The sequence below is a fragment of the Aeromonas sp. 604443 genome (assembly GCF_049170315.1).
Classification (GTDB): domain Bacteria; phylum Pseudomonadota; class Gammaproteobacteria; order Enterobacterales; family Aeromonadaceae; genus Aeromonas; species Aeromonas veronii_A.
Genome location: NZ_JAAKMI010000019.1, coordinates 1 through 23,977 on the forward strand (window position 1 = coordinate 1; position 23,977 = coordinate 23,977).

Here is a 23,977-nt window from a genome sequence, read left to right on the forward strand (position 1 = left end):
TGAAAATCAAAAATTGTTTTTGATGCTCGATGCTGTGAGTGCCCACACAGATTGCTTGATTCAAATTGTTAAAGAGCATCACGCTTGTCGCGTTGAGGAGGCGCATATTACGCTCCTCACTTCGAAAGTCAAGCGATTGCTTTCGCTTTTCTTTCGGCGCCCACTTCGCAAGGAAGTTGGCTCATCAGTTCGGCGTGTTCCGCCGTGCTGGTAGGGGCGCATTATAGGGAGCCGCGCAGGGATGACAAGAGGAAAACTGCAAAAAATGGCATTTTTTACAACTTTCAGGTTCAATCGTTGTTTTATTAAACAAAAGCCCCGCATCGGCGGGGCTGTTTCGGGCAAAAAAACCTTAATTCACATCACACAGCTACCTTTTTGACCAGAATTCGCGTGCAAAGCTGCGCACCTTTTCCCAATCGGTAAATTCAATGTCCTTACTGGTGTCTGTACTGCCACCGGTAATCTTCATGATCAGCTGGATGATGCGCGTCTGCCACCAGTTATAGCGGGAATATTGCAGCGCACCGGCAAAGACGCCCAGGGTTTTCGGCTTCCAGGGGGAGAGGCGCAGGAACTTCTTCATATAAGCATTGGTTTGCGGCGTCTGCTTCTCTGGCTTGCGGGCCGTCAGGTTGACACAGAAGAAGGCCGCATTGGCCACCTCCAGCTGCTCCTGATGAGCGTGAATAAAGCTGAACAAGCTGGGGTGGAAGTTGCCATAACGAATGGAGGCGCCGATCAAGACCTTGGCATACTTGCTGAGGTTGCACATCGGCAAGGTATGCAGGTCATGCATCACCACTTCGCATCCCGGCATCTGCTCCAGCATGACATCGACTATTTTGCGGGTTTGGCCATCCCGAGAGGAATAAAGCACCAGAATCTTGTCCATAACAACCTCAACTACGCCAGAATGCAGGAGTAAACAGTACCAGAAGCGTAAAAATTTCCAATCGACCAAACAACATAGCCAACACCAGTACCCACTGGGCCGCCGGCGAGATATTGCCGAAGTTGGCTGATACCTCTCCCAAACCCGGGCCTACGTTGGTGAAAGCCGCAGCCACAGCGGTGAATGCGGTCACTTCGTTCAGTCCCGTCATCAGCAAAAGCAACATGAACATAAAGAAGAGAATAATATAGGTGGCGAAGTAGCCCCACACCGCCTCGACGATGCGCTCGGGCACCGCCCGATTCCCCAGCTTCAAGGTATAGATGGCTCTGGGGTGAACCAGCCGCTTCAACTCGCGCATCCCCTGCATGAACAGGATCATAAAACGCATCACCTTGATGCCTCCGCCCGTACTGCCCGCACAACAGCCGATAAAGGCGGAAAACATCAGCAGCATGGGCAGGAACGAGGGCCAGTCGGCATAGGTAGTGGTGCTGTAGCCGGTGGTGGTACCCAGAGAGACCGCCTGAAACAACCCGTGGTTGAGCGCCTCTTGCCAGGTGGAGTAGTGTCCGTGGGTCAGCAAGGCGACAAAGCAGATCATCACCAAGGTTGCCTGGATAGCCAGGAACACCTTGAGTTCAGAATCGTAAAGGTAGCGCCCGAGCCGCACCGGGCGGTGGGAGAAGACGGTAAAGTGGAGCGCAAAGTTCACGCTGGCCAGCAACAGGAACACCACGGTAATCAGGTTGATGACCGGACTGTTGAAGAAACCGATGCTGGCATCGTGAGTGGAGAAGCCACCGACCGACAGAGTCGAGAAGGAATGGCAGACCGCATCGAACAGCGTCATCCCGGCGAGCCAGTAGGCCAGCGCACAGAGTGCGGTGAGCAGCAGATAGATGAACCAGAGCGCCTTGGCCGTTTCGGCGATGCGCGGCGTCACCTTGGTATCCTTGACAGGCCCGGGGATCTCGGCGCGATAGAGCTGCATACCCCCGATACCCAGCAGTGGCAGAATGGCCACCGCCAGTACGATGATCCCCATCCCCCCCAGCCACTGCAGCAGCTGGCGATAGAACAGAAACGCCTTGGGCAGATTATCGAGCCCGGTCAGTACCGTTGCGCCAGTGGTGGTCAGGCCGGAGAAAGATTCGAAGAAGGCCTCCGAAACCGACATATCCGGCACGTCGCTCATGATGAAGGGCACAGCCCCCACACTGCCCAGCACAGTCCAGAACAGCACCACGATGAGGAAGCCCTCTTTCGAGCGCATCTCCTTCTTGTGATAGCGATTGGGAAACCAGAGCACCACACCGAGCAACAGGGCGATCAGAAAAGAGCTGACGAACTCGGCACCACCACCATCCCGATAGCCAAAGGCCACCAGTGCAGGCAACAGCATGGTCGAGCTGAACAGCGCAACCAGCAGGCCAACAATGCGAATAATGCTCAGAATGTGCATTACAGCTCCCTTTCCCCAATTAAAGAGCGATGGATTCTAGCCATCTAAGGGGCTGAGGGATACCCGCCCATGAGTCCGGTCGGTCAATTCACGGTCCACCTGAGCCCAAACCGATGACTCCCACGCCACCTGCAAGGTGACCTGCTGACCGTAATCCGCCGCCAGCAATTCGCCATTATGGCTGCTGATCAGCGACTCGACAGTCCCCATGTCACCGTAATCGCAGTGAATGAGAGAGGGAGTGCGCGGCACCTTGAGCAAAGTTGGCAATTGCTTGAGAGCGGCACCGACACCGCCCCCATAGGCTTTGACCAATCCACCGGTACCAAGCTGGATGCCGCCGTAGTAACGCACCACCACGGCACAGATTTCACCGATCCCCGACCCCATCAGCTGGGCCAGGATCGGCTTGCCCGCGGTACCGGAAGGTTCGCCATCATCGCTGAAGCCGTAAACCTGGCTATCTTGCGGCGCGCCCGCCACAAAGGCCCAGCAGTGGTGGCGAGCGGCCGGATGTTGGCGCTTGATCTCGTTGACCCACCCCTTGGCCGCCTCGACGGTCGGGGTGTGGGCGATCAGGGTAATGAAGCGACTCTTCTTTATCTCTTCGGTCAACTCCAGCGGGGCAGCCGGAATGGAGTACGCTGCCGCCATCAGAGTCCTGCTTGTCTGGTCATGTTCTCCACCCCGTTGGCGTGCAGCACCACGTTGTCTTCGATGCGGATGCCGCCGAACGGACGCAGCGCCTCCACCTTGTTCCAGTTGACCCTCTTGCCCTGTTCGCCCTGACGCAGCGGCTCCAGCAAACTGTCGATGAAGTAGAGACCCGGCTCGATGGTGAACACCTGACCCACCTCCATCACCCGGGTGCAGCGCAGATAGGGGAACAGCTCGGGCGCCGCCAGATGGGTGCCGCGCTCATCCTGCATGAAACCGCCCGCATCGTGCACCTGCAAACCGAGGAAGTGGCCGAGGCCGTGAGGGAAGAAGACGTTGGTCACCCCGGTGTTGATCATCTCGTCTACCGACATGTCCACCAGCTCGGTCGCTTGCAGCAGGCGCGCCAGCTTGTGGTGCATCTGCAGATGCAGCTCGCTGTAGCGGCGACCCGGTTTGATCTCCTTGATGATTTCCTGCTGCTGCTCGTCGAGGGCTGCAATCAGATCAGCAAACTCGCCTCGCCGCCACGCCCAGGTACGGGTGATGTCGGAGGCATAACCGTGAAAATCGACACCGGCATCGATCAGGAAGGAGTGGCGCTCCGCATCCGGCACCCGCAAGGCGGACAAATGGGTGTAGTGAAGGATGGCCGCGTTGCGGTTGATGGCGACGATATTGCCGTAGGGCGCCTCATTGGCCCCCTGCCCGACCGCCTTCATGTAGGCCAGATTAATCTCGAACTCGCTCGCCCCCGCCATAAAGGAGTCCTTGGCGGCAATATGGCCGCGTACCCCGATCCGGTTCGCCTCGCGCAGACACTCCAGCTCATAGTGGGTCTTGTAGGCGCGGTGATAGTGCAGGTAGTTGAGTACCGCCTCCGGATTGGGTTGGGTCAGACCCAGCAGCTCGGCCACTTCCAGATGGCCGCCAAGGTAGGCCCACTCCTGCTTGTTGGCAGGTAGATGGTCGGCCACCTGTTCCGGCCGGGTCAGGAAACGGATATCGAAGAACTCGACCCAGAAGGCATTGGGCAGATCCGCTACCTTGTGCCAGAAATCCACCGGGCGGTAGAACAGCAGGATTGGTTTGTTCACCCCGTCCACCAGCAGCCAGCAGTGGGGATTGTCCAGCACCGGCAACCAGGCCTTGAAGTGGGGGTTTACCTTGAACGGATAATCCTGATCATCGAGGAAGATGCGGTGAGTCTGGCCGGAGTGGATGGCCAGTCCGCTGAGCCCCTGTTGTTGCAGAATGTCGCGGGTGCGCTGCTGCAAGGTATCGAGGTGCTGGGCAAAAAGTTGGCTGTAGCTGCTCATGGCGTCCTGCTCCGAGGTGAATGTGATTGCAGCATAACATCAAGCGCTTGGCGGCTCGACCCGTCAAGCTGCCGCTTCGTGAGGTAACGCATACGTTACAAACGCGTTTGTTATCAACACAAAACCAATCATTAACAAATCAAAAACAATTCAATACACTGCCGGTAGATACATGAAGTCAGGGATTACTCATGGACAACCTCTGCCTGTGGCAACCGGATCCGCTCGGGATGCAGCAATCCAACCTCTACCGTTTTATGGCGGAGGTGAACCGTTTCCACGGCTTGCAGTTGCAGAATTACCCGCAGCTTTACCAATGGTCGGTGGAGAAGACCACGCGTTTCTGGCCGCTGGTATGGCAGCACTGCGGCGTCAAGGGCGAGCTCGGCAACATAGTGGCGGAAAACCGTCAGGATATGCAGCGCACCCGCTGGTTCCCCGACAGCAGCCTCAACTTCGCCGAAAACCTGCTGCGCCGTCAGGACGAGAGCCCGGCCATCATCTCCCGTATCGAAGGGAGTCCAAGCCGTACTCTTAGCTGGGGTGAACTGAGTGATCAGGTTGCCCGGCTGGCGCAGTGGCTGCGTCATCAGGGGATTGGTCGCGGCGATGTGGTCGCCGCCTACCTGCCCAATATTCCGGAAACCGTGGTTGCCATGCTGGCAACCACCAGCCTAGGGGCGATCTGGACCTCCACCAGCCCCGACTTCGGTGAAGCCAGCGTGGTAGAGCGCTTCGGCCAGACCCGACCACGAGTGCTGTTTGCGGTGGATGGCTATCGCTACAACGGCAAGGCTATCGACATTCAACAGAAAGTCGCCAGCGTGGTGAGCCAGTTAGGCTGCATAGAGCAGACGGTGATGATCCCCCTGCTCGGCAACCCGTTGCAGCTTGGCCACGACTGGCAACAACTGCTGGCAAGCCAGCACGATGCCCAGCTCACCTTCGAGCCGATGGCTTTCAATGACCCGCTCTATATCCTCTACTCCTCTGGCACCACCGGCAAACCCAAGTGCATCGTGCACGGCATCGGCGGCACCCTGCTGCAACATCTGAAAGAGCACCAGCTGCACTGCGATATCAAGCCGGGGGAGCGGATCTTCTACTTCACCACCTGTGGCTGGATGATGTGGAACTGGCTGGTGAGCGCCCTCGCCTCCGGCGCCACCCTGGTGCTCTATGACGGCTCGCCGTTTTACCCGGATGGCAACGTGCTGTGGGATCTCGCCCGCGACGAGCAGGTCAGCTTGTTCGGTACCTCGGCCAAGTATCTCGATGCGCTGCACAAGCAGGGTTACGCCCCCATCAAGACCCACGACTTACCGCACTTGCGGCTGATCTGCAGCACCGGATCTGTGCTGTCGCCGGAGGGGTTCGACTACGTCTACCAGCAGATAAAGCAGGATGTGCAGCTCAGCTCCATCTCCGGCGGCACCGATATCTGCTCCTGCTTCGTCATCGGCAACCCGCTCAGCCCTGTCTATCGCGGCGAGAGTCAGGGGCGCGGCCTCGGTCTCGCGGTGCAGGTATTCAACGAAGCGGGCCAGCCGGTGCAGGGGGAGAAGGGCGAGCTGGTCTGCACCAAGCCGTTCCCGGCTCAGCCCATCTACTTCTGGGGCGACGAAAATGGCGACAAATACCACGCCGCCTACTTCGAACGGTTCGACAACATCTGGTGTCACGGCGACTGGATCGAGCTGACCCCGACCGGCGGCATTCTGTTCTATGGCCGCTCCGACGCCACCCTCAACCCGGGCGGCGTGCGTATCGGCACCAGCGAGATCTACCGCTATGTCGAACAACTCGACGAGGTGGAGGAGAGCATCGTCATCGGCCAGCAGTGGCAGCAGGACGAGCGGGTGGTGCTGTTCGTCAAGCTCAAGGCGGGCTGCAAGCTGGACGAGCCGCTGCGCGAACGGATCCGCCAGCAGATAAAACAGCACTGCACCGCCCGCCACGTGCCCGCCCGCATCCTGCAGGTGGATGCCATCCCCCGCACCAAGTCCGGCAAGATCGTCGAACTGGCGGTGCGGGAAGTGGTACACAACCGACCGGTCAACAATACCCATGCCCTCGCCGATCCCGAGGTGCTGAACCAGTATCGCAACAGGCCGGAACTGGCCAGTTGATAACAAACTCATATTCATCCGAGGCGCCACAAGGCGCCTCTCTTTTGCCCGTTTTGTGATGAGGAGCTTTTACTCGACAACTGTTAAACAAATGTTTTAAATAGGTGTTGAAAATGTCTCCTTTTGGATCAATAGTGAGCCTCGCCCCCTGCTGGGGATTAAGGAGCACCACTCCCCACTGAGTGGGAACAAGGAGACACTCTCATGATCTACCAAGGCGAAACCCTGTCGGTCAGCTACCTCGAAAACGGCATTGCCGAACTGAGGTTTGATGCCCCGGGTTCAGTCAACAAGCTGGATCGCGCTACCCTGCTCTCCCTGAGCGAAGCGATCGCCGCATTACAACAAGAACGTGAACTAAAAGGTCTGATCCTCACCTCCGGCAAAGACGCCTTTATCGTCGGTGCCGACATTACCGAATTCCTGGAACTGTTCGATCTGCCGCAAGAAGATCTGCTCGGCTGGCTGAAAAAGGCCAACGACATCTTCAATGCCATCGAAGATCTGCCGGTTCCGACCCTCTCCGCCATCAAGGGCCACGCCTTGGGCGGCGGCTGCGAGACCATTCTCTCCACCGACTTCCGTCTGGCTGACACCAGCGCCAAGATTGGCCTGCCCGAGACCAAACTCGGCATCATGCCGGGCTTTGGCGGCACCGTCCGTCTGCCGCGGGTGATCGGCGCTGACAACGCGCTCGAGTGGATCACCACCGGCAAGGATTACCGTGCCGATGACGCCCTCAAGGTGGGCGCCATCGATGCCGTGGTCGCCCCCGACGCACTGCAGAGCGCAGCGCTGCAGATGATTAAGGACGCCATCGCGGGCAAGCTGGACTGGCAGAGCCGTCGCGCCGCCAAGAAAGCGCCGCTGCGCCTCTCCAAACTGGAAGCCATGATGAGTTTCACCACCGCCGCCGGCATGGTTGCCGCCGTGGCGGGCAAACACTATCCGGCGCCGATGACTGCGGTGAAAACTGTCGAGACCGCCGCAGGCATGGGCCGTGACGAGGCGCTGGCCGTCGAGGCACAGGGCTTTATCAAGCTGGCTAAAACCGACGTGGCCAAAGCGCTGGTCGGCATCTTCCTGAATGATCAGCACATCAAGGCGCTGGCCAAGAAGGCGGCCAAGCAGGCGAGCAAGGCCACTGGCCATGCTGCCGTACTGGGTGCCGGCATCATGGGGGGCGGCATCGCCTACCAGTCTGCCAGCAAGGGCATTCCGGCGGTGATGAAGGACATCAATGAGAAGGCGCTGGCACTTGGCATGGGCGAAGCCACCAAGCTGCTCAACGGCCAGCTCGAGAAGGGCCGCATCGATGGCATCAAGATGGGCCAGGTGCTCTCCGCCATTACCCCGACCCTCAGCTATGACAACGTCAAAGGCGCGGACGTAGTGGTCGAAGCCGTGGTCGAGAATCCCAAGGTGAAAGCCGCCGTACTGGGCGAAGTGGAAGGGATCATTGGCGAAGACGCCGTGCTCGCCAGCAACACCTCCACCATTCCCATCTCCCTGCTGGCCAAAGGGCTGAAGCGCCCGCAGAACTTCTGCGGCATGCACTTCTTCAACCCGGTGCACCGCATGCCACTGGTGGAGATCATCCGCGGCGAGCAGACCTCCGATGAAACCATCAACCGCGTGGTGGCCTATGCTGCCGCCATGGGCAAGTCCCCGGTCGTGGTCAACGACTGCCCGGGCTTCTTCGTCAACCGGGTACTGTTCCCCTACTTCTTCGGCTTCAACAAGCTGGTCGCCGATGGCGCCGACTTCGCCGCCGTCGACAAGGTAATGGAGAAAGAGTTTGGCTGGCCGATGGGCCCCGCCTACCTGCTGGATGTGGTCGGCATCGACACCGGTCACCATGCCGGTGACGTGATGGCGCAGGGCTTCCCGGCGCGCATGAGCAAGGAAGGTCGCACCGCCATCGACGTGATGTACGAAGTGAACCGCTTCGGTCAGAAGAACGGCAAGGGCTTCTACGCCTACGAGCAGGACAAGAAGGGCAAGCCGAAGAAGGTGGCTGACGCAGCTAGCTACGAGCTGCTGGCCCCCATTGCCAAGCCGAAACAGGATTTCGACAAGGACGCCATCATCGCCCGCATGATGATCCCGATGATCAACGAGGTGGTGCTCTGTCTGGAAGAGGGCATAGTCGCCACGCCAGCCGAAGCCGACATCGCGCTGGTCTACGGTCTGGGCTTCCCTCCCTTCCGCGGCGGCGTGTTCCGCTATCTGGACACCATTGGTCTGGATCGCTACGTGGCCATGGCCGACCAGTATGCCGACTTGGGCCCGCTCTACCGCGTCAGCGACCGCTTACGCGAGATGGCCGCCCAAGGCAAAACCTTCTACTGATTGCGGAAAGGAGATCCATTCATGAAAGACGTAGTCATTGTCGACTGTATCCGGACCCCGATGGGCCGGTCCAAGGGCGGCGCCTTCCGCAACGTGCGTGCAGAAGATCTGTCCGCGCACCTGATGAAATCCATCCTGCTGCGCAACCCCAACCTCGACCCGAACGAGATCGAGGATATCTACTGGGGCTGCGTGCAGCAGACCCTGGAGCAGGGCTTCAACATCGCCCGCAACGCCGCCTTGCTGGCCGGCATTCCGAAGCAGGTGGGGGCGGTCACCGTCAACCGTCTGTGCGGCTCCAGTATGCAGGCGCTGCATGACGCCTCCCGCGCCATTCAGGTAGGTGATGGGGATATCTTCATCATCGGCGGCGTTGAGCACATGGGTCACGTGCCGATGAGCCACGGCGTCGACTTCCACCCGGGCATGGCCAAGTCGGTGGCGAAAGCCTCCGGCATGATGGGACTGACCGCCGAGATGCTCGGCAAGCTGCACGGCATCAGCCGTCAGCAGCAGGACGAGTTTGCCGCCCGCTCCCACCGCCGCGCCCACGCAGCAACCGTGGAAGGGCGTTTTGCCAAGGAGATCGTCGGGCTGGAAGGCCATGACGCCAGCGGCGCCCGCTTCTTCTACGACTATGACGAGGTGATCCGCCCGGAGACCACGGTCGAAACCCTGAGCCAGCTGCGCCCGGTGTTTGATCCGGTCAACGGCACCGTCACCGCCGGTAGCTCCTCGGCCCTGTCCGATGGCGCAGCCGCCATGCTGGTGATGAGCGCGGATCGCGCCAAGGCCCTCGGCCTCACGCCGCGCGCCAAGGTACGTGCCATGGCCATCGCTGGCTGTGACGCCGCCATCATGGGTTACGGCCCGGTGCCGGCCACCCAGAAGGCGCTCAAACGTGCCGGTCTGACTGTCGGTGATATCGACCTGTTCGAGCTGAACGAGGCGTTTGCCGCCCAGTCCCTGCCCTGCGTGAAGGATCTGGGTCTGCAGGATCTGGTGGACGAGAAGGTAAACCTGAACGGTGGCGCCATTGCCCTGGGTCACCCGCTTGGCTGCTCCGGCGCCCGCATCTCCACCACCCTCATCAATCTGATGGAGGAGAAGGATGCCACCCTGGGGGTTGCCACCATGTGTATCGGTCTGGGTCAGGGCATCGCCACCGTGTTTGAACGGGTGTGATAACCAACCGGATCGACGGGATGCACTACTGAGAGTTGTCCCTTTTCGGGGCCAGTCTGACTGGCCCCTTTTCAAGTCTGTGACGATCGCCACACGGGGTGCTCGTCAGTGGTCAGAAGCTGTCTGTTGGCCGTCCCGTTTGGGTCGGCCTTTTTTCGTTTTAATCTTATCAATAGGCTGTTATTGCCTTAAACCTCACATTAGATAGGGGGCTTGCTTGCTTTTTACTCCCCCGACAGGTTCAATCTGCACAAAAAAATGGGTGGATGCACATACATATGTCAATGAGCAAACAACTGCTGATCGTCGATGACGACCAAGAGATCCGCGAGCTGCTCAATGAGTACCTGACCCGGGCGGGCTTTCAGGTATTGACGGCGGCGGAGGGCAACGAGATGCGTCAGCAACTCGCCCAGCACAGCCCGGACCTGATTATTCTGGACATCATGATGCCCGGCGAGGACGGTTTTACCCTCTGCCAGCAGATCCGTCGTGACTCCCAGGTGCCCATCATCATGCTGACCGCCGCCTCCGACGAAGCGGATCGGGTGATCGGCCTCGAACTCGGCGCCGACGACTATATCGCCAAGCCGTTCAGCCCCCGCGAACTGCAGGCCCGCATCAAGGCGCTGCTGCGCCGCGCCGAATTCCGCCAGCCGGAAAAAGAGAAAGAGCCGAGCCGCCGCCTGCGTTTTGCCGAGTGGACCCTCGACACCCTGAGCCACCAGCTGACCCATGACGATGGCAGCCTGCTAGATCTCTCCGGCAGCGATGCCATGCTGCTCGGCATGTTCCTGCAACAGCCCGGCGTGGTGCTGGATCGCGACACCATCTCGGATGCCACCCGCGGTCGCGAAAGTCTGCCGATGGAGCGCGGCATCGACGTGCAGATCAGCCGTCTGCGCCAGAAGCTGGGCGACAACGGCAAGAGCCCGCGCATCATCAAGACCATTCGCGGCAGTGGCTACATGCTGATTGCCGAGGTGCACGAGCTGCCATGAGCAACAAGTGGTCCTGGGGGGCGCTGGTACCCCGCTCCCTGTTGTCACGGATGATCCTGCTGCTGTTGCTGGCCATCCTGCTCTCCCAGACCATTCTGACCGGCATCTGGATGCAACAGATCCAGAAGCGGGAACTGGAGGGGATGCTCAGCACCACCCGCAACCTCGCCATGTCTGCCGCCTCCACCGTCAACTTCTTCAAATCCCTGCCGCTACAGTATCGCCATATCGCGCTGGACCAGCTGCGCAACATGGGGGGCAGCCGCTTCTTCGTCTCGCTCAACGAGGAAGAGATCCACATCAACGCCATCCCCGACAGCGAACGCAAGACACAGGTGCTGGAGGAGGTGCAGGGAGTGCTGACCCGCAAGCTCTCCGACGCCATGGCGATCAAGGTGGATTTCTCCCGGCCCGATGACCTCCACGTCTTCAACAACGACACCCTGCTGGCGGATCTTCCCTCCTCCTGGGCCCGCTACACCCTGTCGCTGGAGCCGCTCAATCCACCGGTACTGGTGACCCAGATCGAGATTGAAAAGGGGGAGTGGCTCTATCTGGCGGCCCTGCTGCCCGCCCCCTACATGACCCTCGACGATACCGTGATGCCGAGCAACCAGGTGCGTTTCATCGCCCTGATGACGGTGTTCCTCTGCTTCTTCACCTTTATGCTGGTGCGCTGGCAGACCCGCCCGCTGCGCCGTCTCGCCAAGGCGGCGGTCAATCTCGGCAAAGATATCGATCAGCCTTCGCTCAAGGAGGAAGGGGCATCGGAAATCGTGGCGGCGACCCGCGCCTTCAACATCATGCAGCACCGCATCCGTCGCTATATCGACGATAGAGAGCGGCTGTTCAGCTCGATTTCCCACGACCTCAAAACCCCCATCACTCGGCTGCGGCTGCGGGTCGAACTGCTCGACGACGAGGTGCAAATCGCCAAGTTCAACAAGGATCTCGACGAACTGGAGCTGATGGTGAAAGGGGCGCTGCAGACGGTCAAAGAGACCGACATTCACGAGAATATCGAGGAGATCGACATCAATGCCCTGCTGGAGCAGATGGCGGAGTCGATGAACCTGCACGACGAGCGGCTGACCATCGAAGGCCACTGCAAGTGGCCCTATCGCGGCAAGCTGCTGGCGCTCAAACGCTGCATCGGCAATCTGGTGGACAACGGCATCAAGTACGGCCAGCGGGTGCGCATCATCATCATGGATGACGAGGAGATGCTGATCCTCTTCATCATGGATGAGGGCCCCGGCCTGCCGGACGACCAGTTCGAGCGTATCTTCGAACCCTATTACCGGCTCAGCACGGATCAGGCTGGCACCGGCCTCGGCCTTGGCATCGCCCGCAACATAGCCCACGCCCACGGCGGCGATCTGGTGCTGGAAAACCGTCCGCAAGGTGGCCTGCAGGCCACGCTCTCCCTACCAAGGCAGTAACCTTATGAAGTGGTTGTCTTTTTCTGTCATCGCCCTGCTCTCTGCTCCCGTTGCCGCCTCCCAGGTGGAAGTGCTGCACTGGTGGACATCCGGCGGCGAAGCGAAAGCGGTCGAAGTGCTCAAATCCGAGTGGACCAAACAGGGCAACCAGTGGAACGACTTTGCAGTGCAGGGCGGCGGCGGCAAGAGCGCCATGACGGTATTGAAGAGCCGGGCATTGGCCGCCAACCCGCCAGAAGCGGCCCACCTCAAGGGCTATGAGCTCAAGGAGTGGGCCGGGCTGGGCTTTTTGCGCGATCTCAGCCCGATGGCCGAACACCTCGGCTGGTACAGCCAGATGCCGCCCATGGTGCGTGCCACCCTCAGCCAGAATGGCGCCCTGATGGCGGTGCCCACCGGCATCCACCGGGTCAACTGGCTGTGGCTCAACCGCAAGATCTTCGAGCGCAACAAGTTGACTCCACCCACCGACTGGGCCCAGTTTGTCACCGTCGCCGACCAGCTTAAAAAACGGGGCATCACCCCGCTCGCCATCGGTAACGAGCCCTGGCAGCTGGCGGTACTGTTTGAAACGGTGGCACTCGGTGAGGGCGGTAAAGAATTCTATCGCAAGGCGTTCCTCGAGCAGGACAGCGCCACCCTGACCGGCCCCGACATGGTGCGGGTGCTGACCCGCTTCCAGCAGCTGCGCGCCTATGTGCCGCAAAAATACGCCGGTCTGAAGTGGCATCAGGCCACCAATCTGCTGGAGAGCGGTGGCGCCGCCATGCAGGTGATGGGGGACTGGGTGAAGGGTGAACTGAGCGCGGGCAACTACCGGCCGGGTGAGGATATCGCCTGTCTGCCGAGCCCGGGCAGCGCCGGACTGTTCAGCTACAATCTCGACTCCATCGCCATGTTCAAACAGCGGGATCCGGCCCAGTTGCAGGCGCAGGGGGATCTGGCCCAACTGCTGATGACGCCGAAATTCCAGGAGGAGTTCAATCGGGTGAAGGGGTCGATCCCGGCGCTGACCAATCCCGACATGAGCAAGTTCGACCGCTGCGCCGTCCGTTCCTATCAGGACTTCCTGCTGGCGGAAAAGCAGGACAACCTGCTGCCCAGCATGGCAGAAGGGATGGCGACGCCGACCAATATGCGGCAGGCGATCCTCGATGTGCTGAGCAACTTCTTCAACGATCCCAAGGCCAACCCGGAGCAGACGGCGCTGCATCTGGAGCGGGCGATGCGCTCGACCCGCTGATCCGGGCACATTGCCAAACGGCAGAAATGACAAAGGCGGAATAGCTCCGCCTTTGTTGTTGAATCGTCATCCGATTCAGGATTGATCGTTCTCGTCCTCATCCTCGTCATAGTAATCGCTGAGCTCGATCCAGAGCCCCAACCCGACCATCACCATGGAGCCGAACCAGGTACCGGTATTCCCGATCGGGCTGCCCATCACTATCATGGCGAAGGACAAGAACCCCATGCCTGCATAGGCCTGTAATCTGCCGTAGGAGACCTGCATATTCACCTCCTTGTTGAATATGGTTCAATTTTTATATTACTCGTCCGGCGCAAGCTGGATAGGGCAGAATAACATTTCGGTTACATATGCTGGTTGATGGGGCGTTTATTTGATTATTTTTTAGCCCTGAGTATCATTGGCAGCCGAATAGGTTGAAGGTTGATAATAGATGAGTGATTTATTCTGCGGCGCGACTCACGAGTTGGACGCAATCGGGCTTCGTTGCCCGGAACCCGTTATGATGGTTCGCAAGAAAGTGCGGCTGATGGCGGATGGCGAGACCCTGCTGGTCAGTGCCGACGATCCTTCAACCACCCGCGACATCCCCAGTTTCTGCCGCTTTATGGATCACACCCTGGTCGCCAGCGAGACAGAGCAGGCCCCCTACCGCTATCTGATCCGCAAGGGTCAATAAGCCCCCGTACCGGAGCACTCCATGACAACCATTACCCGAATCGGCACCACCCAGCGTTGGTCAGACGTGGTCATCCACAATGGCACCCTCTACGTGGTGGAAGTGCCCGTCAGCGAAGAGGCCGACATCCACCAGCAGACCCGCGAAGTGCTTGAGAGCCTGCAACGCCTGCTGGAAGCCAACGGCTCCGGCGTCGACAAGATCCTGATGGCCAATATCTATCTCAAAGACATTCAGGACATCGCTGCCTTCAACGAGCTGTGGGATGCCTGGATCCCGGCTGGCACCGCACCCGTGCGCGCCTGCGTACAAGCCCGCCTCGCCCACGAAGGCTACAAGGTCGAAGTACAGCTGACTGCCGCTGTCTAAGAGGCGCTTATCCCCCTCATCCCCGTCCCTTCTCCCACGAGGGGAGAAGGGAGCAAACAACAAGGCGTCATTGCTCGCCAAAGCGCCAATAGAAAGGCCCCGCCATCACTGGCGGGGCCTTTTCGTTACCGAAACCTGAACGACTTAGGCGGTCGGGGTCAGGGTAATGGTCACGCGACGGTTCTGGGCTTTGCCAGCGGCGGTGCTGTTGGTAGCAACCGGCTGATCTGGGCCCACGCCGGTGGTGGAGATGCGGCTACCTGCTACGCCCTGACCAATCAGCTGGGCGGCAACGGCATCGGCACGATCGCGGGAGAGCTTCATGTTCAGGTCGCGGGAACCTGTGCTGTCTGTGTGACCGACCACGTTCAGGCGGGTCTTGTCGAACTCGGCAACGACCATGGCCACGCCGGAGAGGGTGTTGGCACCGGCCGCTTTCAGCTGGGAGCTGGAGCTGTCGAAGGTGACGTTGTTCGGCATGTTGAGGATCAGCTCATTGCCATTGCGGGTCACACTGACGCCGGTGCCCTGCAGCTTCTCGCGCAGCTTGGCTTCCTGCACGTCCATGTAGTAGCCGATACCGCCACCCAGCGCTGCGCCGGCAGCAACACCGGTCAGGATGCCCTTCTTGCGGTCACCCTTGCTGGAGGAGAGCGCACCTACGGCCGCACCGGCAGCGGCGCCAGCCAGCGCGCCCCAGGCACCTTTGGAGGTCTGGGATTCACCTGTGTAGGGGTTGGTGGTACAGCCGCTCAGGGCAACGGTCAGTGCCAGAGCAGGCACCAGGATCTTGGCTCGCATGAAAAAACCTCTGTGAAAACAATCCGGCACCATGCCGGGGGCCGGATTGTAACGCGCTGGCACGCCATTGTCTGACGCAAGCCTGAATCGACGGCGAGAGTGATGTTTTTTTGGGCGATCGACGGGTTGTCAGCGCGATAACTGACACTCGGCATGGCAAGGACAGCTGACCAGATGATCGTTCACCATCCCCACCGCCTGCATAAAAGCGTAACAGATGGTGCTGCCGACGAAGTTGAAGCCGAGCTTCTTGAGCGCTTTCGACATGGCATCCGACTCCGGCGAAGTCGCCGGAATATCGCCGTTGCCCTGCCGCTGGTTAACGATGGGGGCGCCGCCAACAAAGCCCCACAGGTAGTCGGCGAAGTCGATCCCCTGCTCCTGCAACGCCAGATAAGCGCGGGCGTTTCTGATGATCGACTGCACCTTGAGCCGGTTGCGGATGATGCCGGTGTCCTGCATCAGCCGCTCTACATCCTGCTCGTCGAACCGGGCAATCTGCACCGGATCAAAGTCCGCATAGGCGCGGTAGTAGCTCTCGGTACGCTTGAGGATGGTGATCCACGACAGCCCCGCCTGCTGGCCGTCGAGGCAAAGCTTGGCAAACAGCTCGCGGGCGTCATAGACCGGCCTGCCCCACTGTTTGTCATGGTATTCAATGTATTCCGGGTCTTTGGTCACCCAGGCGCAGCGCAGTTCCATTTCCTCTCCCTCGTTATTTCAGCGGTGTACCCGACCCTGCCCACTCTACAGGCGGCACTGCTCACATCATATACCGGACATCCCGCCCGACCAGCCAGAGCCCAGCACCATCCCGCGAATCCGCTGCAATTTCGCCTATTATCCGACCATGCCAGACGGTATACTCCCTCGGTTCACATTCAGCAAATCTTGCTCTGATTTTCACTTCGCGCGAAAAAAATTATGCAAAAATTCGATGTCAAAACCTTTCAGGGCCTGATCCTGCAGCTGCAGGACTATTGGTCCCGCCAGGGCTGTACCATCATTCAGCCGCTGGATATGGAAGTGGGTGCCGGTACTTCCCACCCCATGACCTGTCTGCGTGCCCTGGGCCCGGAGCCCATCGCCTGCGCCTACGTGCAACCGTCCCGCCGTCCCACTGACGGCCGCTACGGTGAAAACCCGAACCGCCTGCAGCACTACTACCAGTTCCAGGTGATCATCAAGCCTTCCCCCGACAACATTCAGGAACTCTATCTGGGCTCCCTGAAAGAGCTGGGCATGGATCCTGAAATCCACGACATCCGCTTCGTGGAAGACAACTGGGAAAACCCGACTCTGGGTGCCTGGGGTCTGGGTTGGGAAGTGTGGCTGAACGGCATGGAAGTGACCCAGTTCACCTACTTCCAGCAGGTTGGCGGCCTCGAGTGCAAGCCGGTCACCGGCGAGATCACCTACGGTCTCGAGCGTCTGGCCATGTACATTCAGGGCGTAGACAGCGTCTACGATCTGGTCTGGTCTGACGGCCCGCTGGGCAAGACCACCTATGGCGACGTGTTCCACCAGAACGAAGTGGAGCAATCCACCTACAACTTCGAACACGCCGATGTGGAGTTCCTGTTCCACTGCTTCGAGCAGTACGAGAAGGAAGCCCAGAATCTGCTGGCACTGGAAAAACCGCTGCCGCTGCCTGCCTACGAGCGCATCCTGAAAGCCGCTCACTCCTTCAACCTGCTGGATGCCCGCAAGGCCATCTCGGTCACCGAGCGTCAGCGCTACATCCTGCGCATTCGCACCCTGACCAAGGCCGTGGCAGAGGCATACTACGCCTCCCGCGAAGCGCTGGGCTTCCCGATGTGCCAACGTGGCAGCAACGAGAACAAGCAAGGTTAAGGAACGGACATGGCACAACATACATTTCTGGTAGAGATCGGTACTGCTGAGCTGCCGCCCAAAGCCCTGCGCTCCCTGGCCGAAGCCTTTGCCGACAACTTCAAAGCCGAACTGACCAAGGCCGATCTGGCCTTTGGCGACGTCGAGTGGTTTGCTTCACCGCGCCGTCTGGCGCTGAAGGTAAGCGAGCTGGCTGGCGAACAGCCGAGCAAGAGCGTCGAGAAGCGCGGCCCGGCCGTAGCGCAGGCGTTCGATGCGGACGGCAAGCCGACCAAGGCTGCCGAAGGCTGGGCCCGTGGCAACGGCATCACCGTTGAGCAGGCCGAGCGTCTGGTCACCGACAAGGGTGAGTGGCTGGTTCACACCGCCAAGGTCGAAGGCCGTCCGGCCAAAGAATTGCTGGGCGAGCTGGTTAGCCAAGCACTGGCCAAGCTGCCGATCCCGAAAATGATGCGCTGGGGCGACAAGACCATCCAGTTCGTGCGTCCGGTCTTCACCGTGACCCTGCTGCTGGATGGCGAGCTGGTTCCCGCCCACATTCTGGGTATCGACTCTGCCCGCACCCTTCGCGGCCACCGCTTTATGGGCGAGAGCGAGTTCACCATCGACAACGCCAGCCAGTACCCGCAGATCCTGCAGGAGCGCGGCATGGTGATAGCCGACTTTATGGCGCGCAAGGCCAAGATCAAGGCTGACGTCGAAGCGGCCGCTGCCGCCTTCGGTGGCGTAGCCGATCTGGACGACGCCCTGCTGGAAGAAGTGACCGCACTGGTCGAGTGGCCGGTGGTGCTGACCGCTAACTTCGAAGAGAAGTTCCTGGCCGTTCCGGCTGAAGCGCTGGTGCACACCATGAAGGGTGACCAGAAGTACTTCCCGGTCTACGACAAGAACGGCAAGCTGCTGCCGAAGTTCATCTTCGTCACCAACATCGAGTCCAAAGACCCGAGCCAGATCATCAGCGGCAACGAGAAGGTGGTTCGCCCCCGTCTCTCTGACGCCGAGTTCTTCTTCAAGACCGACCTCAAGCAGACCCTGGCCTCCCGCCTGCCGCGCCTTGAAACCGTGCTGTTCCAGCAACAGCTGGGCACCGTCAAGGCCAAGGTCGAGCGCATTGAGAGCGTCGCCGGCTTTATCGCCGAGCGTATTGGCGCCGATGTGGCTCAGGCCAAGCGTGCCGGTCTGCTCTCCAAGTGTGACCTGATGACCAACATGGTCGGCGAGTTCACCGACACCCAGGGTGTCATGGGGATGCACTACGCCCGTCACGATGGCGAAGACGAAGCAGTAGCTGTGGCCCTCAACGAGCAGTACATGCCGCGCTTTGCCGGCGATGCCCTGCCGTCCGGTCTGGTTGCCTGCGCCGTCGCGCTGGCCGACAAGTTCGACACCCTGGCCGGTATCTTCGGCATCGGCATGCTGCCCAAGGGTGACAAGGACCCGTTCGCCCTGCGTCGCGCCGCCATCGGTGCCCTGCGCATCATGACCGAGAAGCAGCTGGATCTGGATCTGGTTGAACTGGTTGAAGAAGCGGTACGCGTCTACGGCGACAAGCTGACCAACAAAACCGTCGTTACCGACGTGGTCGACTTTATGCTGGGCCGCTTCCGCGCCGCCTATCAGGACGAAGGCATCGGTGCCGACGTGGTGCTGGCCGTACTGGCCCGCCGCCCGACCCGTCCGCTCGACTTCGATCGTCGCGTCAAGGCCGTCAGCCACTTCCGCACGCTGGATGCCGCACTGGCACTGGCTGCCGCCAACAAGCGCGTGAGCAACATTCTGGCCAAGGTCGAAGGCGAACTGCCGACTGCCGTTAAACCGGAACTGCTGGTCGATGCCGCCGAGAAGGCTCTGGCCACCCAGGTTGCCGAACTGCAAGCCGAACTGGCCCCGCTGTTCGCCGCCGGTGACTATCAGGCTGCCCTCACCCGTCTGGCCGCCCTGCGCGAGCCGGTCGATACCTTCTTCAACGAGGTGATGGTGATGGCCGACGACGAAGCCCTCAAGGCCAACCGTCTGGCACTGCTGAACAACCTGCGCAACCTGTTCCTGCAAGTCGCGGATATCTCCCTATTGCAGTGATGTTGGTTGAATCAGTGATATAAAAAACGGCGCCGTTAAGGCGCCGTTTTTGTTTGACCGAATATAAACAAAAAAGATAAATTAATATTACTAATAACTTTCCAGAGTCACATATGAGCAAAATCATATTATTCATATTCGCATTATTATCTGCAACATCAGTTGAAAACCATAAAGATAGCACTATAAATATAACTACTACACCATCAGTTGATATAGAAACGGTTTATAAATTAAAAGAATTCGAGGAGTTAAAGATAGAAAATAAAATCATGAAGGAGTTTCATGAGAAAATTTTAGATACTGTTTATTGGTCTCTTGGTTCTGTTTTTGGGATATTAGCATTGCTTCTAGGTTTTGGATGGTGGTCAAACTTCAAACTCCACGAAAAAGATAAAAAAAGTATTCTTGATGAAGTATCAGCACTTATTTCCGAGAGAGAAATAAGTCAAATTAAAAAGATCCATAATGTCCAGGAAAGCATAAACAGTGAAATTAAAAGCGTAGTGATTCAACTCAATTCAAAAATAGATAATCTTCATGTATTACATTCAGAAGTAGATAAAACTACGGATGAACTATATGGACAAATAGAAACGGTCAAAGCGAGCATAGCTGACTGCATTAAACACATTAAAATTAGTCATTTGGGTCATGAAGTATCGCTGCGATTTGTTGAAGAAAGACTCTGGGATACTAGAGGTGTCGGAGATAACGTGTTGCTAACACAATTTCAGTACTTATCTGCTTGTATAGAGCTAAATAAGCTTGTGGAGAATGAAGGGAGAGATATTGGTGGTATTCTAGAACGCATAGCAGCAACCATACAAGAGTCCTTTATTGATAAAAAAAGAAAGGTCTCACAATATCTTCTTGATGTAGCAAAAAATGACCTTAAAGAACTAGATGAAAAACACAACATAAGTATTAATAAAATTTTCACTTTGCTTGAAGAGGCGAGAACAATTGACAATTAATTACAGGGGCACCTGCTCGTAGGTTCGATTAGCCGCTAGGCGTAATCGGACGTTCGCGTAAATCCATTCTCCCACCATAACGGCCAGTCGAATTCCCCCTCCGGCTGGCCGACGCTGTTACACGGCAACAACCGCAACCAAAGCCTCTCGTTCGTCCGATTACGCTGCGCTAATCGAACCTACAGAAAGCGGTGGATTGCGGAGCATGCCGGTCGGTGCCGAACATCGAGAAGCTCAACATTGACCTTGGGTTGGCATTACGCCCCCTCATCCCCAACCCTTCTCCCGCAAGGGGAGAAGGGGGCAACTCGTAGGTTCGATTAGCCGTCAGGCGTAATCGGACGTTCGCGTAAATGGATTCTCCCGCTATCACGGCCAGCCGCACTTCCCCCTACGGCTGGCCGCCCCTGAATCACGGCAACAACCGTAATCAAAGCCTCTCGATCGTCCGATTACGCTGCGCTAATCGAACCTACAGGGGGGTAATGAGCTGTTATCATTTGAGACAGTGCCCAGCGCCGCCACGCCCCGAGAGGAGAGTCATGGATATACCTGCCGCCCCGTCCCCCGCCATCTGCCAGCTGTGTCAGGAGAAAGCCGAGCTCGACTTCGATTTCACCATGGCCTTCCAGCCCATCGTCGATTGCAGCCAGCGCACCATATTCGGCTATGAGGCGCTGGTACGGGGGATCAACAACGAACCGGCGCAGAGCGTGATTGCCCGGGTCAACGATGGCAATCGCTACCGCTTCGACCAGCTGTGCCGCATCAAGGCCATCGCACTGGCCGCCCGGCTCGATATGCGGGGCATGCTGAGCATCAACTTTCTGCCCAATGCGGTCTACCGTCCGGAACGCTGCATCCGCACCACCCTGCAGGCGGCCCGCGAACACCACTTCCCCATCGAGCAGATCATGTTCGAGCTGACCGAGGTGGAGCAGGTGCAGGATAGCCAGCATCTTCGCGGCATCGTCGATCACTATCAGGCCCTCGGCTTCAAGACGGCAATCGATGACTTTGGCGCCGGTTACTCGGGCCTCAACCTGCTGGCCGATTTTCACCCCAACATCGTCAAGCTCGATATGCACCTGCTGCGGGGCATCGACCAGGACCCGACCCGACAAGCCATAGTGCGCCACTGTCTGGCGCTGTTTGCCGAGTTGCAGATCACCCCGCTGGCGGAGGGGATCGAGACCCGCGAAGAGATGGCCTGCCTGCGGGAGATGGGCGTCAGCCTGATGCAAGGCTATCTGTTTGCCCGCCCCGGCTTTGAAAACTTGCCGGAAGTAGATTTCGCCAGCCTGTAAGCCAGTCGGTCTGCACTGCCCCCCTCAACCCACACCCGCCCGAATAAGAAAACGGACACCCGAGGGTGTCCATGTGCATACCCTGTGACCTTGCGCCATGGTCACACAGTCACCCTCCCCGGTTAATGGGTCAGCTGTGGCAACAGTTGCAGCAGGTGAGCCCGTATCGCCAGCGGCGTCTGGCTGACCCAGATCTCCAGCAGGCCATACGCGAGCAACGGCAGCACCAGCAGCAACAGGCAGAGCAGCACCAGCAAACGGCTCGGTGCAAGCCGCTTCACCTTGCTGCCAAGGTGCAGGGCCTCGGCCCGCTTGGGGCAGGCGGCCACGCAGCTCAGGCAGCCGGTGCACTCCAGGTTGCGAACTGCGATAAGCTGGTGCACCGCAATGCGCGATGGACAGGCCCGGCTGCACTTGTCGCAGTCATGACCCAGGCTTCGCAGGCAGCGGGCCGGGTCGCGGCGAATGCGCAGCGGCGTCAGTAGCCCCAGCAGGGCGAGCCAGGCGCCATAGGGGCAAAGGTAGCGGCAGAATCCCTGACGAAAGGTCGCGGTAAGCAGCAACACCCAGCCGAGGCACAGACCCGAGATCAGGGTCAGGTTGAAGAAGAAGGCTCCCATCTTCATGTCCGCCGCCTGATGGTAGGGGCTGGTGAAGTAGCCGGGCAGGGCAGCAGCCGGCACCGCCAGCAGGATGATGAAGAGCAGAAAGCCGAGCACCAGAAATTTCTGGGTGCGCAGGGCAAGATCCAGCCAGCGCGGCGGGCTCCACTCCCCCGGCAGCAACCGGTGGCGCAGGCCATGTAGCCATTCCCCCACCAGCCCGAGCGGACAGAACCAGGCACAGAACGCCCGCCCCAGCAGCAGGGCCGACAGGGAGAGTACCAGTACGGTGACGGTGGCTGCCGGATGGTGGGGATCCACCAACCCCTGCGCGAACCAGGCCCGCAGCCCGAGGCCACCGGCGATGGGCAGGAAGGCATCCACCACGTCCGGGCGCACCAGCCAGGGGCTCATCCCCTGTCCCAACTGCCAGATATGCAGGCTGTATTGCACTGTGACCAGCCCCCAGCAGAGCAGCAGCAGATGGCGAGTGCGCGCCCGCAGCCACTGGCTGTCGAGCGCTTCTAGGGCGGGCAGCGGCCGCCTCTGGTGCCGGAGGGCAAGCACGGCGGTGACCGTCCCCAGTGCGAGCCAGAGCAGGCTGTCGGCCGCCAGCAACCAGACCAGCCCCAGCAGGCCGAGCGCAAGACGCCCCGGCCAGCCGGTGCGCACCTGCCACGCCAACAACACCAGATAAACCATACCGGCCACCATGGTTATCGCTTCAATCACGCTCATGCATCCCCCACTGCCTACATCCGGATCCGGCAGCAAGGATAACTAACATTTGAGTTGATTATTTTGATCTGCATGGGCCGAGGGAGGAGTTATGGCCAATGCCTCCCTCGCAGGCTCTCCCCTCTTTCAACGACACGCTGCCTCATCAGCCAGGCACTAACCGCGGGCACGGTGGAGGTGGTAGTCAACGTGATAGTCGTTGGCATTACGGAACATGATGGAGTAGTTGAGGAACTCTCCGCTCTCGCTGTATGAGAGTGAGGTGAGCCGCAGGATAGGGGCCCCCTGCTCGATATGGAGCAGCTCGGCAGTAGCCCGATCCGCCAGCACGGCGCTGAAGCACTCATAGTTGCCCGCAATCGCGATGCCGCACTCCCGTTCGATGTAGTCGAATTTGGACCCTTCCAGATGGGCGACCGACAGATTGCGAAACAGTCTGACCGGCATATAGCTCTCTTCCAGCAGCAGAGCCCGACCATCCACCGAGCGGATCCGGCTGGAGTAATAGACGGGTTCATTCACCTTCACCCTCAGCTGACTGGCGATGGCCGGTGGCGCAGGCATGGTGCGAAATTCCAACACCTGGCTGGTCAAAGTGCGCCCCTGCTCGCGCATCAGTTCGGTAAACCCGCTCAGCCCTTTGGTCTCATGCTGGACATCCTTTTTTGTCACATAGGTGCCGCTGCCGTGGCGCCGCTCGACCAATCCCCACTCGATCAACATGTCTACCGCTTTGCGAATGGTCATGCGGGAGACGCCATACTGTTCTGCCAGCGCTTTTTCGCCGGGCAACACATCTCCCACCCGGCACTCGGCACCGTTTACCCTGATCCTGAGTCGATCAGCCACCGATTTATAGATCACTGCTAGACATCTCCTG

The 23,977-nt window shown here is 59.2% G+C and carries 21 protein-coding genes; 12 read left to right on the forward strand and 9 right to left on the reverse strand.

Annotated features, from left to right (window positions below):
* Positions 1-370: 370 nt before the first annotated feature.
* From hemG to pepQ, 4 genes are read right to left on the reverse strand one after another with little or no spacing between them, the layout of a single operon-like run.
* Entirely contained in the window at positions 371-895 is a 525-nt protein-coding gene (gene hemG, locus G5380_RS19090; protein ID WP_005339483.1) for a menaquinone-dependent protoporphyrinogen IX dehydrogenase, read from the reverse strand.
* Between the two features lie 7 nt (positions 896-902).
* Positions 903-2,360: a TrkH family potassium uptake protein gene (locus G5380_RS19095; RefSeq protein ID WP_421353021.1), complete on the reverse strand. Its 1,458-nt coding sequence runs from the start codon at positions 2,358-2,360 to the stop codon at positions 903-905.
* Positions 2,361-2,396: 36 nt separating this feature from the next.
* Positions 2,397-3,014, reverse strand: a complete 618-nt coding sequence (locus G5380_RS19100) for a YigZ family protein (protein WP_043825947.1) — start codon at positions 3,012-3,014, stop codon at positions 2,397-2,399.
* Positions 3,014-4,336, reverse strand: coding sequence for a Xaa-Pro dipeptidase (gene pepQ / locus G5380_RS19105; RefSeq protein ID WP_216952401.1), 1,323 nt, complete (start codon positions 4,334-4,336; stop codon positions 3,014-3,016). Before pepQ ends, G5380_RS19100 begins: the two co-directional genes overlap by 1 nt.
* Positions 4,337-4,527: 191 nt before the next feature.
* On the opposite strand from pepQ, the gene G5380_RS19110 reads away from it, so the two are divergent.
* From G5380_RS19110 to G5380_RS19135, 6 genes are all read left to right on the forward strand, one after another.
* Positions 4,528-6,465, forward strand: coding sequence for an acetoacetate--CoA ligase (locus G5380_RS19110; protein ID WP_421353022.1), 1,938 nt, complete (start codon positions 4,528-4,530; stop codon positions 6,463-6,465).
* A gap of 204 nt (positions 6,466-6,669) precedes the next feature.
* Positions 6,670-8,817: a fatty acid oxidation complex subunit alpha FadB gene (fadB, locus tag G5380_RS19115; protein WP_421353023.1), complete on the forward strand. Its 2,148-nt coding sequence runs from the start codon at positions 6,670-6,672 to the stop codon at positions 8,815-8,817.
* Positions 8,818-8,838: 21 nt separating this feature from the next.
* Positions 8,839-10,002 (forward strand): acetyl-CoA C-acyltransferase FadA, encoded by a 1,164-nt coding sequence (gene fadA, locus G5380_RS19120; protein WP_005342451.1) that lies wholly within the window; start codon positions 8,839-8,841, stop codon positions 10,000-10,002.
* Positions 10,003-10,280: 278 nt separating this feature from the next.
* Complete coding sequence (locus G5380_RS19125; RefSeq protein WP_005339475.1) at positions 10,281-11,003, forward strand: response regulator; 723 nt, start codon at positions 10,281-10,283, stop codon at positions 11,001-11,003.
* Positions 11,000-12,445 carry an ATP-binding protein gene (locus tag G5380_RS19130; RefSeq protein ID WP_005339474.1) on the forward strand — a complete coding sequence of 482 codons (1,446 nt, stop codon included), beginning with the start codon at positions 11,000-11,002 and terminating at the stop codon, positions 12,443-12,445. Before G5380_RS19125 ends, G5380_RS19130 begins: the two co-directional genes overlap by 4 nt.
* A gap of 4 nt (positions 12,446-12,449) precedes the next feature.
* Positions 12,450-13,688, forward strand: coding sequence for an ABC transporter substrate-binding protein (locus G5380_RS19135; protein WP_064339027.1), 1,239 nt, complete (start codon positions 12,450-12,452; stop codon positions 13,686-13,688).
* A gap of 75 nt (positions 13,689-13,763) precedes the next feature.
* Here the strand turns inward: G5380_RS19135 and G5380_RS19140 are convergent, their stop codons facing one another.
* On the reverse strand, positions 13,764-13,955 hold the full coding sequence (locus tag G5380_RS19140; protein WP_005339471.1) for a hypothetical protein: 192 nt from the start codon (positions 13,953-13,955) through the stop codon (positions 13,764-13,766).
* Between the two features lie 169 nt (positions 13,956-14,124).
* Between G5380_RS19140 and tusA the strand changes: the two genes are divergently transcribed.
* Positions 14,125-14,370: a sulfurtransferase TusA gene (tusA, locus tag G5380_RS19145; RefSeq protein ID WP_005339470.1), complete on the forward strand. Its 246-nt coding sequence runs from the start codon at positions 14,125-14,127 to the stop codon at positions 14,368-14,370.
* A gap of 21 nt (positions 14,371-14,391) precedes the next feature.
* Entirely contained in the window at positions 14,392-14,739 is a 348-nt protein-coding gene (locus G5380_RS19150) for a RidA family protein (RefSeq protein ID WP_201991043.1), read from the forward strand.
* A 144-nt stretch (positions 14,740-14,883) separates the two neighbouring features.
* Here G5380_RS19150 and G5380_RS19155 read toward each other — a convergent pair whose 3' ends face one another.
* Together G5380_RS19155 and G5380_RS19160 are read right to left on the reverse strand one after the other, a co-directional pair.
* A complete protein-coding gene (locus G5380_RS19155; RefSeq protein ID WP_005339468.1) occupies positions 14,884-15,540 on the reverse strand; it encodes an OmpA family lipoprotein in 657 nt (218 codons plus the stop codon).
* 129 nt (positions 15,541-15,669) lie between these two features.
* On the reverse strand, positions 15,670-16,242 hold the full coding sequence (locus tag G5380_RS19160) for a DNA-3-methyladenine glycosylase I (RefSeq protein WP_139494348.1): 573 nt from the start codon (positions 16,240-16,242) through the stop codon (positions 15,670-15,672).
* A 222-nt stretch (positions 16,243-16,464) separates the two neighbouring features.
* Here G5380_RS19160 and glyQ point away from each other — a divergent pair, with 222 nt between their 5' ends.
* The 4 genes from glyQ to G5380_RS19180 all read left to right on the forward strand — a co-directional run bounded on the left by glyQ (position 16,465) and on the right by G5380_RS19180 (position 21,757).
* Entirely contained in the window at positions 16,465-17,394 is a 930-nt protein-coding gene (glyQ, locus tag G5380_RS19165) for a glycine--tRNA ligase subunit alpha (RefSeq protein ID WP_010672400.1), read from the forward strand.
* A gap of 9 nt (positions 17,395-17,403) precedes the next feature.
* Positions 17,404-19,473, forward strand: coding sequence for a glycine--tRNA ligase subunit beta (gene glyS, locus G5380_RS19170; protein WP_421353024.1), 2,070 nt, complete (start codon positions 17,404-17,406; stop codon positions 19,471-19,473).
* A gap of 113 nt (positions 19,474-19,586) precedes the next feature.
* Positions 19,587-20,450: a hypothetical protein gene (locus G5380_RS19175; protein WP_227341652.1), complete on the forward strand. Its 864-nt coding sequence runs from the start codon at positions 19,587-19,589 to the stop codon at positions 20,448-20,450.
* A gap of 542 nt (positions 20,451-20,992) precedes the next feature.
* A complete protein-coding gene (locus G5380_RS19180; RefSeq protein WP_227341653.1) occupies positions 20,993-21,757 on the forward strand; it encodes an EAL domain-containing protein in 765 nt (254 codons plus the stop codon).
* A gap of 122 nt (positions 21,758-21,879) precedes the next feature.
* Here G5380_RS19180 and G5380_RS19185 read toward each other — a convergent pair whose 3' ends face one another.
* Positions 21,880-23,097 carry a 4Fe-4S binding protein gene (locus G5380_RS19185; RefSeq protein WP_421353025.1) on the reverse strand — a complete coding sequence of 406 codons (1,218 nt, stop codon included), beginning with the start codon at positions 23,095-23,097 and terminating at the stop codon, positions 21,880-21,882.
* A gap of 156 nt (positions 23,098-23,253) precedes the next feature.
* On the reverse strand, positions 23,254-23,961 hold the full coding sequence (locus tag G5380_RS19190; RefSeq protein WP_227341655.1) for a GntR family transcriptional regulator: 708 nt from the start codon (positions 23,959-23,961) through the stop codon (positions 23,254-23,256).
* Positions 23,962-23,977 lie beyond the last annotated feature (16 nt).

What these genes read in the sequence shown, in the direction of transcription:
- hemG (WP_005339483.1), bottom strand. Translation starts at nt 895, where the DNA reads ATGGACAAGATTCTGGTGCTTTATTCCTCTCGGGATGGCCAAACCCGC.
- G5380_RS19095 (WP_421353021.1), bottom strand. Translation starts at nt 2,360, where the DNA reads ATGCACATTCTGAGCATTATTCGCATTGTTGGCCTGCTGGTTGCGCTG.
- G5380_RS19100 (WP_043825947.1), bottom strand. Translation starts at nt 3,014, where the DNA reads ATGGCGGCAGCGTACTCCATTCCGGCTGCCCCGCTGGAGTTGACCGAA.
- pepQ (WP_216952401.1), bottom strand. Translation starts at nt 4,336, where the DNA reads ATGAGCAGCTACAGCCAACTTTTTGCCCAGCACCTCGATACCTTGCAG.
- G5380_RS19110 (WP_421353022.1), top strand. Translation starts at nt 4,528, where the DNA reads ATGGACAACCTCTGCCTGTGGCAACCGGATCCGCTCGGGATGCAGCAA.
- fadB (WP_421353023.1), top strand. Translation starts at nt 6,670, where the DNA reads ATGATCTACCAAGGCGAAACCCTGTCGGTCAGCTACCTCGAAAACGGC.
- fadA (WP_005342451.1), top strand. Translation starts at nt 8,839, where the DNA reads ATGAAAGACGTAGTCATTGTCGACTGTATCCGGACCCCGATGGGCCGG.
- G5380_RS19125 (WP_005339475.1), top strand. Translation starts at nt 10,281, where the DNA reads ATGTCAATGAGCAAACAACTGCTGATCGTCGATGACGACCAAGAGATC.
- G5380_RS19130 (WP_005339474.1), top strand. Translation starts at nt 11,000, where the DNA reads ATGAGCAACAAGTGGTCCTGGGGGGCGCTGGTACCCCGCTCCCTGTTG.
- G5380_RS19135 (WP_064339027.1), top strand. Translation starts at nt 12,450, where the DNA reads ATGAAGTGGTTGTCTTTTTCTGTCATCGCCCTGCTCTCTGCTCCCGTT.
- G5380_RS19140 (WP_005339471.1), bottom strand. Translation starts at nt 13,955, where the DNA reads ATGCAGGTCTCCTACGGCAGATTACAGGCCTATGCAGGCATGGGGTTC.
- tusA (WP_005339470.1), top strand. Translation starts at nt 14,125, where the DNA reads ATGAGTGATTTATTCTGCGGCGCGACTCACGAGTTGGACGCAATCGGG.
- G5380_RS19150 (WP_201991043.1), top strand. Translation starts at nt 14,392, where the DNA reads ATGACAACCATTACCCGAATCGGCACCACCCAGCGTTGGTCAGACGTG.
- G5380_RS19155 (WP_005339468.1), bottom strand. Translation starts at nt 15,540, where the DNA reads ATGCGAGCCAAGATCCTGGTGCCTGCTCTGGCACTGACCGTTGCCCTG.
- G5380_RS19160 (WP_139494348.1), bottom strand. Translation starts at nt 16,242, where the DNA reads ATGGAACTGCGCTGCGCCTGGGTGACCAAAGACCCGGAATACATTGAA.
- glyQ (WP_010672400.1), top strand. Translation starts at nt 16,465, where the DNA reads ATGCAAAAATTCGATGTCAAAACCTTTCAGGGCCTGATCCTGCAGCTG.
- glyS (WP_421353024.1), top strand. Translation starts at nt 17,404, where the DNA reads ATGGCACAACATACATTTCTGGTAGAGATCGGTACTGCTGAGCTGCCG.
- G5380_RS19175 (WP_227341652.1), top strand. Translation starts at nt 19,587, where the DNA reads ATGAGCAAAATCATATTATTCATATTCGCATTATTATCTGCAACATCA.
- G5380_RS19180 (WP_227341653.1), top strand. Translation starts at nt 20,993, where the DNA reads ATGGATATACCTGCCGCCCCGTCCCCCGCCATCTGCCAGCTGTGTCAG.
- G5380_RS19185 (WP_421353025.1), bottom strand. Translation starts at nt 23,097, where the DNA reads ATGAGCGTGATTGAAGCGATAACCATGGTGGCCGGTATGGTTTATCTG.